General features: G+C 66.0%; 2 protein-coding genes. Both read left to right on the top strand.

Annotated elements, in window-relative coordinates; translation table 11 throughout:
* Window positions 1-50: 50 nt before the first annotated feature.
* Entirely contained in the window at window positions 51-13,868 is a 13,818-nt protein-coding gene (locus LZ009_RS10440) for a LysM peptidoglycan-binding domain-containing protein (protein WP_275697844.1), read from the top strand.
* Window positions 13,865-14,314 carry a hypothetical protein gene (locus tag LZ009_RS10435; protein ID WP_275697843.1) on the top strand — a complete coding sequence of 150 codons (450 nt, stop codon included), beginning with the start codon at window positions 13,865-13,867 and terminating at the stop codon, window positions 14,312-14,314. Before LZ009_RS10440 ends, LZ009_RS10435 begins: the two co-directional genes overlap by 4 nt.
* Window positions 14,315-14,482 lie beyond the last annotated feature (168 nt).

The following is a 14,482-nucleotide window of genomic DNA, read 5'->3' as shown; positions in this document are numbered from 1 at the left end:
GCACGCCGCAGGCGTTGCCGCAGTCGTCAACCAGCTACAGGAACGCCGGTATGGTGCAGATCGTCAGCGGCAACGGGCCGGGGTTGAACCTCAGTTCACGCGAGGTGCTGGGCGGCCTCAGTCTTCCGGGGTATGTGGCCGGCGGCAACGCGGCGGCGGGGCGCAGCGGGCAGGGCGTGTACCTGAATGCGTCCAATGGCCAACTGATCGTCCAGGCCACCGACGACCGCCTGGTGGCGCCCGGGCAAGACATGGCTGCCCTGCGCACCTACAACAGCGCCGGGCTGGTCGTCGACGACAACGGGGACCACTGGAGCACCGACGTGCTCGCGCTGCGCCTCACGGGGACGATCAACACCGTGGGCAGCACGATTGCCCGCGTAGACCGCGACGGCAGCACGGCGATCTACGACCTCGTCGCTCCAAACGTGTACCGCAGCACCGCTGGGGCCGGTGCCTACGACACGCTCACTTACGTGGCCGCGGACAACCAGTTCGAGTGGTGCGATGGCTCCACCGGCGCCACCCAGCGGTTCGAAGCCAGCGGCAACTACCGCATCCTCTCCAGCCGCGACCCCAGCGGCAACACGCTGGCGTATGCGTATCGCACGGGCAACCTGCTCGCTTCCATCACGGCCGGAAACGGGGATGCCACGATCTACGACTACGCCGGCAGCAACCTGACGCAGATCCTGACGCAATCCGGCGGCGTCCTCACCACGCGTGTGCGCTACAGCTACGACGGCACCAATCGCTTGACGGGCGTGACGGTGGACCTGACGCCATCGGACAACAGCGTGGCCGACGGCAATGTCTACCGCACGACCTATGCCTACGACGACACCAAGAGCAGGTGCGTCAACCGCATCACGCAGTCGGACGGGACCAGCCTGGCTTTCAACTATGAGCTGGTGAACGGCAGTTATCGGGTCACTTCGGTGCAGGACGGCCTGGGCCGGACCACGTGGTTCGGCTACGGCGCGGGATACACCACGGTCACGGACGCGCAGAACCTGGTGACGCGCTATGACTTCGATCCTTCCGGACAGCTGAAAAGTGTCACCGCGCCAAGCTTCGTGGCCAGTTGCCAGTTCGAATACAACGGCAAGGGTGACGTCGTCTCCGCCACCGACGGAGAAGGCCGCAAGACGATCTTCACTTACGACGCCAACGGCAACCAGCTGGAGCAGCGCGACGCAGCGGGAAACACGGTCAGCCGCCTCTTCGATGCCGGCAACCAACTGGTCGCGGAAACGGTCTACGTGCAGGCGTCCGCACCGGCCACCAGCCGCCAGGTGTATGGCGACGATAAAAAGAATCGCCTGCTGTTCACCGTCAGCGCCGAAGGGCGCGTCACGGAATATCGCTACGACGGCTTGGGGCAGCAGAAGACCTCGCTGGTCTACTGCGCAGGCCTCTATCCGGTGGCGGGCCTGGGTGCTTCGGCAACCCTCACCGAATCGAACCTGAAGACCTGGGTGGCGACCCAGAATCCCGCCACGGTCCAACGCGTGGATACAGCCTACGATGGCCGCGGGCAGGTCCAGTCGCGCACCAGCTATGCCAAGGTCGACGCCGCCGGCGCGGGCGTGCTCGATGGTTCGCAGTCCGTGGAGCGTTTCGTCTACGACCGCGCCGGCCTGCTGCTGCAGACGACTTCCGCCCGCGACGGCACCACCAGCTACGTCTACGACGGGCTCGGCCGCGTCCTGAGCACGGTCGACGCGCTCGGGCAGGCCACGGTCAACCAGTACTCCGACGGCGCGGGGAAGACGGCCGTCACGCTGGCCAACGGCCTGGTGACGACCAGCTGTTACGACGCCGCGGGCCGGCTGTTTTCCGTCCTGCGCTCGACGCTCACCGGCGCCTCGCTGGGCGAGACCCGCTATTTCTACGACGCGAGCGACCGCCTGCGCATGACGAAGGACCCCACCGGGGTCTGCAACTGGTTCTTCTATGACACCGCGGGGCGCAAGACGGCGGAGGTCGATGGGAACGGCACGCTGACGGAGTATCTCTACGACCGGCGCGGCTTGCAGACGCGCGTGTTCACTTGGGGCCTGGCCGTCGACGTCGCGCGCCTCACTTCGGCGGGACTGCCCGACCTGTCGGTGACCCCCGAAATGCTGCGCCCGCTGGTTGGCGGAGGGGACACCGCCACCTGGCGGCAGTTCGACGATGCGGGGCGCCTCGTCCTCGAAGCCTCGAGTTCCGGCACAGCCCCCGTCGCCGCCGTCACCCAGTACGTCTATGACGGCGCATCGCGGCTGCTGCAAACCATCCGCTACGCGAATACGATCCTGGCGGACTCGTCGCCGGGCAGCGTGGTGCCGGGTTGGGTGCCCTTGCCCGTCGCGTCTGCCTACGACCGCGTGCTGCGCAACTTCTACGACGCGGACGGGCGGCTCGCCGGCACGCTGGACGCAGAAGGCTACCTCACCACCTTCCAATACACCCCCGCCGGCCAGCTATTCGAACGCCGCGCCTATGCCACGTTGACCCGAGCCGACCAGCGGGCGAACGGCACCCTGGCCCAGTTGCTGCCGGCGCCGTCGACCGACGACCAGCGCAGCGTGACCTTCTACGACGGCAAGGGACAGGCCGTCGCCGCGGTGGATGCGGAGGGCTACCTGAGCGAAACCGTCTACGACGGCAACGGCAACGCCACGACGAGCGTGCGCTACGCAAACAAGGTCACCGCAACGGTGACGCCCGCCAGCAGCGTGCTTGCGCTGCGCCCGACGGCCAGCGCCCTGGATCGCAGCACCAGCCGAACCTACGACAAGCTGGACCGCCTCATCTCGGAGACCAGCCCGGAAGGCGTGCGCACGGACTACGGGTATGCCGCGACCGGCAACCTGGTCTCCACGGTCCGTGCCGCCAACAGCACGGATTGGAGATCGCTGCTGCTCCAGGTGGATCTCCTCGGCCGGGTGACCGCCGAACTTTCCGCGGAAGGCGCGACGCTGCTGACGGGCGGCCAGACGCAGGCGCAGGTGGACGCCATCTGGGCGCAATACGCCATCCGGCACACCTACGACGCCGCCGGCCGCCGCACATTGACCACGGATGCCCTGGGGCACCGCAGTGTCTTCTTCTACAACGCCGACGGCGCGCTCACGCACAGCGTCAACGCCCTCGGGGAAGTGCAGCAGACGCGGTACGACGCGCGTGGGCGAATCCTGGAGCGCATCACGTGCGCCAACCGCATCAACCCCCAAGGTCTGGCCGGTGGCGTGCTGGCGGAGGGGTCAGCGGCTGCGGGTACGCTGGCATCGGCGTCGTCGGCTGCACTGGACAGTCGCACCACCTTCACCTACACGCGTGACAACCTCGTCGCGTCCACGACCGATGCGGCGGGAACCGTCACTTACGCCAGCTACGACGTGTTCGGCGACCTCCTCGGCACGTGGACGTCGGGGGCGGGGGTCGGCGTCACCCAGTCGCATGGCTACGACCGGCGTGGCCTGCACACGATGACCATCGACGATGCGGGCGGCCTGAACGTGACCCGCTGGAACGTTTACGACGCCTTCGGCCGCCTGGTGCGATTCGACGACGGCAGGGGCAACGTGACGCAGCAGTCCTTCGACCGCCTCGGCCGCAAGGTGAGCGTCCGCGATCCGCTGGGTGGCACTCGCGCGACCAGCTACGACGCCTTCGACCGCACGCTGACCGAAACGGATGCCGTGGGCAACGTGACGCGCTATGCGTACGACGCCGCGAAGCGGACGATGGAGGTGACCACGCCCGAGGGGCTGCGGACCACCACCGCCTACACGCGGCACGGCCAGGTCCTGAGCCTCACCGACGGCAAGGGGCAGGTCACCAGCTACAGCTACGACCGCAACGGCAAGCTGCTTTCGACCGCGGCTGCCCAGGCTTCGACGTCCAGCGTCTACGACGCCGCCAGCCGGCTCGTCGAGACCACCGACGGCGCCGGCAACAAGGTTGCCTACGAATACGACGCCGTCGACCGCATCCTGAAGCGCCGGGTGGATCCCAACGGGCTCAACCTCGTGACGTCCTTCGAATACGACGCCAAGGGCCAGCAGGTTCGGGTGACCGACCCGAACGGCATCGTCACGGTCCGGGAGTTCGACAGGAAGGGGCGGGTGCTGCGGGAGACGGTGGACCCGGGCTGGCTGAAGCTGCAGACGGTCTACAGCTACGACGCGCGCGACAACATCCTGAGCGTGACCTCCGCCGGCGGGACGCTCACGCAGTACGGCTACGACGCGCTGGGGCGGCGGATATCCGAACGGGTCGACCCGGCCGGACTGAACCTCACCCGCACCTGGACCTACGACGGCAGCGGCAACGCGGTCACCAGCACCGACGCCTGCGGCAACGTCACCCGCCATGCCTACGACGCGGGCAACCGGCTGGTCTTCACGATCGATCCCGCAGGCGGCGTACGCGAATTCGGTTACGACGCGGCCGGGCGCGTGGTCAAGGACACGACCTACGCTGTGCCGATCACCGTCGCCGGTACGCCTGCCGTGGAGCAGATCCGTCCGCTGCTGGCGGCAAGCCTGCTGCAGGACCGCGTGGAACATCGCGTCTACGACCGCGACAACCGTCTTGCCGCGACGGTGGACGGCAGTGGCGGCGTGACGAAATACGTCTACGACGCCAACGGGAACGTCATCGTGCGCACCGCCTATGCGCGGCGCATCGATCTGGCGACGTGGACGCCGGGTACCGTCCCGCTGCCAGTCGCCGACCCGGCGTCCGACGCCACGCTGCGCACCGCCTACGACAGCCTGAACCGCGCCATCTACACGGTGGACGGCATCGGCGCCGTTGTCGCGCAAAGCTACGACGGCAACGGAAATCTCCTGCAACGCACGGCGTATGCCCGGGTCATTCCCGCAGGCACGGCGATGGCCGATGTGCCCGCCGCCGCGGCTGCGGTGGCGGATCCCTTGCGCGATGCGACCGTTCGCAACACCTACGACCGGGCAGGGCGCCTCGCCTGGAGCGCGGACGGCACCGGCGCCGTCACCCAGCGCGTGTACGACGCGGCCGGAAACGTGGTGAAGCTGGTGGCGTATGCCACGCCGGTCGCGTCCACGGCGCCCCCTTCCTCGGCGATGGCGTCGGCGGCCGACCGCGTGACCGTCTCCGCGTACGACGCCGCGAACCGGCTGATGCTGCAGGTCGACGCGCAAAAAGCCGTGACCGAGTTCTTCTACGACGGCGACGGGCACGTCGTGCAACAGCTGCAGTACGCGACGCCGGTCGGCTGGGTTCCCGAGGCGGGCAGGCCCGACACCGCGTCGACCCTGCGCACACTCATCTGGATCGATGCGGCGAACGACCGCTCCACCCGCTTCGGCTACGACGGCGCGGGTCGCCGGGTCCTGGCGATGGATGCGGCCGGCGCCGTGACGCAGACGGACTACGACGCCGGTGGGAACGCCATCGCGGTGACCGGCTACGCCAAGGCTGTCGACCCTGCTGCCGTGCCCCAGGGCGCGACGCTGGCTGCGATGACGGCTCTGATCGTCGCCACGCCGGGCGCGGACCGTGTCGAGCGCAGTGCCTACGACAGCGCTGGACGAAGGGTTTACAGCGTCGATCCGTTGGGCGCCGTCACCGCCAGCCGCTACGACGCACTCGGACAGCTCACGGGCACCACCCGCTACGCCAGGCCGATTGCGGCGACGCCCAGCGTCGCTGCATCCATCGCTGCGGCCGTGGTGGCCGACGCGTCCGCCGACGTCGTCGAGTCCTTCGGCTACAACGCCGCCGGCCAGCGAGTGAGCGTCACGGACGCATTCGGCAACACGGAGTGGTACGGCTACGACGCCCTCGGCCGCAAGTACGGTTTCCTCAACAAGCGCGGATTCCAGTGGACCTACACCTATGACGCCGCCGGGCGGATGCTGACCGAGACCACGCCGGAGATCGAGGTGACGCGGGTAACGCCGGACCTGTTGGGCAACCTCGAAGAGATCGCGACCCCCAGAGCCAGGATCGTGACGCGCCTGGGCTACGACGCCCTGGGCAACCTCACCGAGCGAACCGAGGCGCTGGGCCGAGGGGAGGAGCGCACAACGCGCTACGAATACGACGCCGTCGGCCGTCAGGTGCGGGCGATACATCCGCAAGTCGAAGTCTATGACGCAGCCACGGATCGTGCCGTCGGCAAGTCCCTGGAAACGCAGACCGTCTACGACACGCTGGGCAATGCCATCATCGGCCGAGACATAGGCGGCGCGACCAGCCAGAAGGTTTACGACGTCATGGGCCGGGTCGCCTATGAAATCGACGCGCTCGGCTTCGTCACCGGCTATACCCGCAATGCGTACGGCGACGTGCTGGTCTTGGTGCGTTACGCGGTGGCGCCGTCCTTGCCGGGAAACATCACCAGGACCACGGTGGAAGCTGCGCTCAACGCGCCGGGCGTCGACCACTCGAGGGACAGGACGCTCACGCGCGGGTACGACCGCGCTGGCCGCGTCACGGAGATCGCGGAGCCGGCCGTCTATGTGTACGACGCCGGCGCGCCGGCCGGAAAGCAGGACGCGATCACCGCCAAGACCACGCGTTACGCCTACGACTCTTTCGGGCAGCGGGTGCAGGAGTCGACTCTCCGCAACAGCCTGACCCAGGAGTGGCTGACCACGCAGCACAAATTCGACCGGGCCGGCCGCGAGACCGAAACCGTCGATGCCATGGGCTACCTGACGCAGCGTGCCTTCGATGCCCGCGGCAACCTGACGGCGGAAACGCAGTACGCGAATCCCAACCCGACGGCTGCAAGCGCCGACGACCGTTCGTACAGCTACGGCTACGACCGGCTGGACCGGAAAGTGACCGCCGTCGAAACCAGCAAGTCCCTCGATGGGGCGACCCTTACAGCCACTACCACGTACGGCTACGACGCCGTAGGCAACCAGGTGCGGGTCACCGATGCCGAGGGCGGGGCGACCTACACCTACTACGATGCCCTGGGCCGTATCAGCGCCGTGGCCTCGCCCAGCCGCAACAGCACGGTGACGGGCGCTGCCATCATTCCGCTCTCCAGCTTCCGCCGCGACGCTTACGGCAATGTGCTGGTGAAAGTCGACTGGGCCAAAGGCGCCTCCCAGCCCTGGGAAGGCGGCTACAGCGTGGCCGCCCCCGACAGCGTCAACGATCGGTTGACGCTGGCTACCTATGACAAGTTCGGCCGCAGCATCCAGTCGCAGGATGCCACCCACCTCAACGGTGGCAGCGTCGTCACCATGTACGACGCCTACGGGCACGTTGCCAAGCAGTGGCGGAACGTCACCGACAACGAGGGCGTCACGCGTACCGCCTTCGAAGTCAACCTCTACGACAAGCTGGGCCAGCTGGTCGAGACGCGCACGCCCGCCCCGGCAACCCTGGGCGGAGACCCCGGCGGTTTCGTCGCCAGCAGCGTGGAGTACAACGCCTTCGGCGAGGTGGTCCGCAAGGGAACCAAGGGCACGCCGGAAGAGTTCTTCGAGTACGACAATGCCGGCCGCCTCTGGCGCACCAACAGCGGCACCGGCGTCGCCCGCATCCGGCTGTTCGACGCCGTCGGCAACGTCACCGCGGAGATCAGCAGCTCCGGCTATGGCATCGACAACGGCGATGTCACCCAGTTCGCCAACGCGCAGGCGGCGGCGGCCAACCCTTACACGCGCCGCGTGGATACCCGATACGACGCGCTCGGACATGTGAGCTCCAAGGTCGAAGCCGTACGCCCCGAATCCCAGGGAGGAGTGTCGGTGCTGCGGCAATACACCATGGCAACAGTGAACGCGAGCGCCAAGGATGCTTACGCGGTCGGGTTGGGCGCCAACGTGGTGGCGCTGACGTGGAACAGCCTGGCGGCACTGGGGAGCGGCGACGTCAAGGTCAGCATCGAGTACCGCACACCACTGCTCAAGATCCCGCAGGACCGCGAGGGCGAGCCGGTGCTCGCCTACGCCGGCCAGACGACCCGTACTTACACGTCCGGCATTTTCCAGGGCGACGCCGCCGCCCAGGGTGTCCAGTTGGTCTGGCAAGAGGAGCTGACGGAAGAATACGCGGACGTCGGCATCGACGCCATCACGAGGATGGTGGTTTGGAAGAAGGACACTTACGGCAACTGGCAGGTGGTGATCGACCAGACTCCCGGCTATGGCGCCAGCGAGATCACCGTTGCGGCGCCGCCGGACATCAGGACGGCAATCGCGCTGCAGATGCGCGTCGCCGGCACCACGGGCGATGCCGGTTGGTGGACGGCCGGCCTCGTCCCTTTCGGCAGCGGCTACCGGTTCGACGCGCGCGGCCTCGGCGTGGGCAGTTACGAATATCGTGTCACAGCGTCGCCCGTGGGCGACGCGCCGCGGGTGATCGCCACCGGCAATGTCGCGATCACGGCGCCTCCACTCAGTCCGATCACGGCGCCGATCGGGTATGGCGCCATGGGCGCCGGTGTCCTCGCCTGGGCCAAGCCTGCCGCGGGTTACACCCAGACGTTTTACTACCGCGCCAGCGGGAGCACAGGCGCGTGGACCCCGCTCACAATTGCGCCTCGCGGCAATGGCAGCTACGACGGTGTCGACACGGCCAACCTCGCCGGCGGGACCTACCAGTTCGAGCTGCTGTGGACACCTGGGGGCCAGTCGACACCGACCGCGCACGCCATCGGCACGTTCACGGTCGTGCCGCCCGCCCCGCCTGCCTGGGTGCCCGATCAGTACCTGCCCGTCATTTCGGGGCCGTGGATCGAGACTTTCGGCGGCACGGTCGCACCGCTGCTCGTCTGGGGTGCCGCCAATGCCCATGTAGCGCACTACCGCGCCCTGGGCGGCGCCTGGGTCGACCTGCCGATTGACAACGTCGGGCAGTCCCTGGGTCCTTCCGGTTTCACGGGGACGCAAAGGGCGCCCCTCGGCTCGATTCCGGCCGGCACCTACGAGGTCGAAATCCTCGCCGGCGTGCCGCCTTCGGCCCGGGCCACTGCCACCCTGACCGTTTTCGCCCAGGGCCCAAGCACCCCCACCACCGTCTACGTGGATGTTGCGGTCTACACCCCGGTGATCGACCACTACGAACCCAAGTACGCGATCGCGGACGGCACGCGCCTGGTGCCGACCCAGGTGTGGGTCGAAGACACACCGACTTCCAAGTTCCTGGATGGCGAGTGGATCATGATCGCCTCCGGCCACTGGGAAACGCAGATGCTTCCCGAGACCTACACCTACCTTCAATTGGTAGGTCAGACGCCGGTGTACGCGCGGACCGATCAGGGCCAGATCGTCTACGACGTCAGCTACGTCAATCAGGCGAAGCAGGTCTGGCAGGCGGGCACCGCACCCACGCCGCGCCTCGACGTCACCTATCTGCCTTTCGTGCCTGCCCACCTGACACCCTGGGGAACGGCGCAATTCAGCGCCAGCGTCACGACCGCCGGTGCGTCTGCCGCGCTCACTGCCGGCACCAGCGGCCAGATCTCGCAGGCAGCCGGCATCAACGGCGACCAGCGTTGGCGGCGGCCGACGGTGTGGCAGAAGACCGACCGTTGGGGCAACGTCACCGAAATCAGCGACCCGCGTACGGCCTCCTGGAAAACAACGTACAGGTACAACGCGCACAACCAGCTCACGCAGCAGGTACAGCCCAATGCCGAGGGCAAGCCGGGCGCGGTGACGACGATCACCTACGACCTCCTGGGGCGGCAGGTGGCGGTCAAGGATGCTCGGGGCTTCGTCAATCGGCAAGTCTTCGATGCCGGCGGCAACTTGGTTCAGGAGATCCACGCGGACACGGGCGTGGTCCGTCATTCCTACAACGCGTTCGGCGAGCGGGTGGCGACCACCGACGCGATGGGAAATTCGGCGAGCTTCAGCTACGACAAGCTGGGTCGCCTGCTGGCCACGACCAAGGCCGATGCGGCTGTCTATCGCGCCAACGCCTGGGGTGCCGAATGGATCGTCACGAAGAACATCGTTGATCAGTGGACGTACGACCAGCTGGGACGCAAGCTGACGCAGACCAACGGCAACGGCGAGCGCATTGCCTATGCCTACGACCTGCGCGGCAACCTCGTGCAGACGAAGCAGCCCATGGGCCAGGCGGTGCGCGCGGCCTATGACGCACAGGGGCGCAAGATTGCCGAAGTCGATGCGAATGGGCGCTCGTCCACCTGGGCTTACGACTACTTCGGCCTGCTCAAGGACCATACCGACCTGGGCGGCGTGCGCTTCCAGTATGTGTACGACAACGCGCGCAACCTGGTCTGGCAGGGCAGCGGGCGCACCCAGTCCATCAGCTACTACTACGACGCGGCGGGCCAGGTCACGTCGATCCGCGACTGGACACTCGACAAGACCACGACCTACGCCTACGACCTGAGCGGCCGGCGCATCCAGGAAAGGGTCGTGCAGGCGGGTGTGACCTACCAGGACAACCACATGGCGTACGACGCCACGGGGAACCTGCGCGATGTGGCGGACGGACGCGCGCACGTCACGATGGACTACGACGCGGTAGGCAACCGCACGCACATCACCACCAACGTCGATTACCAAGGCGTCAACAGCGAAGTGTGGAATGCCACCGACCGCTACTTCGTCTTCGACGAGATGAACCGGCAGAAGGTCGTCGATGCGCTCGATGCCGCAGGGACCACTCTGGGCACGCAAGGCCATCGCATCAAGTACGACTACAACGGCAATCGCACCAGCGACACCTATTGGGGCAACAAGGTCCTGACCTCGGGCGGAGGCTCACCGCTGGCGGGCTACAACGAGGACGGCTCGGCGATCTACCTCAACACGTCCCTGATCTACACCCAGACGACGGGAGAAACCACCGAGGAATACCGCTACGACAAATTGAACCGTTTGCAGAGCGTGGTGAAGGACGGCTTCCAGATCGACCTGCGCTTCTACGACGCCGCCGACCGCGTCGTGCAGTCGGGGCCTGGCGGCCGGCTGCCCTCGCAGGTCGCCGATCTGCTCAACGCGGGGCTCGCGCCCGGCGAGATGAACGGAAAGGAAACGCGGGTCAACAGCTATGACACCAATGGGCGGATGCTGCACCAGCGCATCTTCAAGAGCGACAGCAACACGGCGAAGGCGGACATCAGCTGGGACACGAGGGAGCCGTACACGGACGGAACCACCACCCTCGCTGCGGATGGCTACGATCCCGCAGGCAACGTGCGCAGTTATGTCGTCAAGAGCCACGAAGGCGGGGGCGTCACTGAGTACACATCCACGCCCGACTTCTTCGAAGGCTACCAGGGCAAGACGACCAGGGCGGTGTCCACGAAGAACGGCAACGGGACCACCACGCAGGAATACGACGCCAACGGCTTCCTGTTCCGCATCACGGACTCGCGCGAGAGCCTCAACGACCGCAGCTTCGTCAACGACGCCAACGGCCGCGCGCTCTTCGTCAACCAGGGCGGGAAGGTCCAGCGGCAATTCATCGTGAACGGCGAGGTGCTCGGAATCTACGGCGCCGGCGTCGACCAGGTTGCGCCGACGTGGGGAACCACGACCATCCCCAAGTTCGCCGACGTGGCGGACTTCGACTTCGGCTACGCACGAATCAGCGCCAGCTATCCAGCGCCGAGTCCAGGCGCCTACACGGTGCGCGATGGCGACTCCTTGCAGGCCATCGCCCGGGGCGCCTATGGCGACAGTTCCCTCTGGTACCGCATCGCCGAGGCCAATGGCCTGGCCTCGAGCAGCGACCTGAAGGTCGGCCAGACGCTGAACATTCCGAATCGCGTCTCGACCATCAGCAACAACGCCACGACCTTCAAGCCCTACGACCCGTCGCGGATCGAGGGCGACAAGTCGCCGGCACTGCCGATGCCGGCGGGGCCGCAGGGGGCGTGTGGGGGGATGGGTCAGGTTCTGATGCTGTTCATCGCCATTGTGGTCACGATCATGTCGCAGGGCGCCACCGCGAAGTGGTTGGGGACCGCTCTTGCTGCCGTAGGGGAGGGCGCGGCCGCGGGTGGTGCGGTAGCAGCCGGAGGCGGCGCTGCCGCCGGGGCGGGAGCAGCTGCTACGGCAGGGGCAGGGGCTGTCAGTTGCACTGCTGCTGCAGCCAGCGCAGCGTCGTTCACGCAGACGCTCATCACGGTTGCGTCCGGCGCCATCGGTGCGGCGGCCGGTAGCCTGGCGAGCCAGGCTTTCGGGGTCGTGATCGGCCAGCAGCAAAGCATCAGCTGGAAAAGCGTCGCTGGATCTGCAATCAGCGGAGGGGTGTCCGCCGGACTTGCGCCGAGCATGTTCTCCGGATTCGGCGTAGGGGCACCGGTAGCTCGCGCGGTGGTTGCGAACGCCCTGTCGCAGGGCATCTCCGTGGCGGTCGGCTTGCAACAGAGGTTCGACTGGAGGGGAGTTGCTGCGAGTGCGGTTGGCACGGCGACGGGCCGGGCGATGGAGAGCGCTCTGGAGATGGACTCCCCTGCCTTCAAGGATGCGGAACTTGGTAACCAGCTCGGAAAACGCTTGCTCGCGGGGCTTGTTGCGGGCGGGGCGGCTGCGGCTGCTCGCGGGGGGAGGGTGACGGTGCAGCAGGTTGCGGTGGATGCGTTTGGCAATGCGTTGGGGGAGAGCATTACTGAAGCGATGAGGGACAGTGCTACGCGAGTGGCAGGATCGGAGAAAAATGGCGTCTCCAGCAGGCCACCTTCGTTAATCGATTTGGAGGAGCTTTCGCTCGTTGCGGGTCCGATGCAGAGCCGGCCGAGTCCGACGACTCGCTTTACTGCGGCTTGGTCAGGCATCCTGACTGCTACGCAGACGGGTGCACCGGAATACGCAACGCCCATCCAGCAGCAACAGGCCGCCGAGGTCTATCAGGAAAGCTTGGGTACGTTCAAGGAAGTGGTGGAGTACACCGCTCAGAACCCAAAGTTGCGTGATGCTCTGATTTCGCGTTACGAGGCGTGGGCAAATGAGGGCGGCTGGCTCAAGCCGCCGATGGTCCAGAACGCAGGGGTTGCGCTTGGAACACTTCTGAGCAATCCGACGCCCGAAAGTGCTGTGGCGCTCTCTATGGCGATGAGTAGCTCCCACGGCATTCGTACAAGCCCGGAAGCGATGGGTGGTTTGCTGGGGATGCTTGCCTTGGCGAATGACTCTGATCGAATCACGGCGAATCTGGATTCGATGGCGCGCTCCTCTGTTGAATACGACGGCAAGTCATACAACAGTTTCCAGTTCGGCGGCGTGAAATCCAATGCGATGGACGTTGCAAGTGTGATCGCGTTCCCCGTTGGTGCGGGCGCGACTAGGGCGGTCACGTTGGCCGGGCGAGTTGCTCTGGCGGCGGGTACAGCGCTGGTCAACGGGGTCAACTTCCTTGCGCAGGCCACGTTGGGAACTAGTTCGGGTCGAGCCGCCATCATGTCGGTGGCGCTTCGCACGGCCGAGGTTGGGGGATTGCCGGCACCTGTTCCAGGCGTAGGAATCTACTCCACGTTGCGGCGAGCCGCAGCCAATGGACTCACAGTCGAACCGGTCAGTCCGTCGCCTTCCAACGCAACCCGCATGGGCGTAATTCGAAGGAACGATGCAGACATGCGGCAGCTCCGCGATTTATGGGACGATCTGGGCTACGGCGAGATTCTGAGTACGACCAATCGACAATTCATCGCGAAGGGTCTGCGGCCCAAGGTGGACGAGGCGTGGATCAAGGTGTTTCCTGAGGATGCAGGCTTGGTTGGTGAGCGCATTACTCCGCATCACATCGCTGGTTTGCCCGTGACAATTCCTCTGCCTAAAACTCGTCATATGGATGCTCACATGCCAGGCGGGTTCCGCTACAACCCAGGCGGCCCCGGCGCAGCTGTTCCCTTGTATCCTGCCAAGCCACAAGGCGTAACCAACCCATGACACCTGACCTTATTCGTTCCTTGCCGAGAGAGACGCTGCTCTTCTACGTCGCCCAGCCCATCACGCCTGAGATTCGAGAGGAGGTTAGAGCCTTCGTGGCGGGCTTGCAAGGCCGCCGGGGATGGATGCTAGGTGCGCCTAGACTCGTTGAGGTTACCGAAGACTTAGCAACACGAGTTGACGACGAACCCGTTGAGACGCTGGGTGCACAACTGGAAGTTTGCTCCGCAAGAATCCCCGGAGGCCTGCCTAGGGATGTGGATGCTGCTTTCTACGATGAAGTAAGTGGACTTGTGGAGGAGGTGCGCCAATTTTCAGAGAGGACGGCTATCGCCTTCGACTTCATGTACGGAGATACCTTCGTAGGTGAAATCGAAGATGGCAAAGTAGATCGGACCTTGCAAGTGGGCTTGCTAGATGAGTGGCGCAAGCTTCTGGGGCAATGAGTGGATTCGGATTGCAGGGAGAACAATGTGACGGCCGCGAAGATCATGATCAAACTGCGACCTAGGTGTGCGTCCCTACCAGTATGGACCTCGCCGCTACGAGGGCCATCGACTCGATCTGCATAGCGGGATCTCTGGTGTGCTTTGTGTATGGGGTATCGGTATTGC

It is taken from the genome of Ramlibacter paludis, assembly GCF_022012305.1.
Classification (GTDB): Bacteria; Pseudomonadota; Gammaproteobacteria; order Burkholderiales; family Burkholderiaceae_C; genus Ramlibacter; species Ramlibacter paludis.
This window is presented reverse-complemented; position numbering and strand designations above follow the sequence as displayed.

Bases quoted from the DNA above. Each gene is read 5' to 3' on its own strand.
- LZ009_RS10440 (WP_275697844.1), top strand. From the start codon at position 51: ATGGTGCAGATCGTCAGCGGCAACGGGCCGGGGTTGAACCTCAGTTCA.
- LZ009_RS10435 (WP_275697843.1), top strand. From the start codon at position 13,865: ATGACACCTGACCTTATTCGTTCCTTGCCGAGAGAGACGCTGCTCTTC.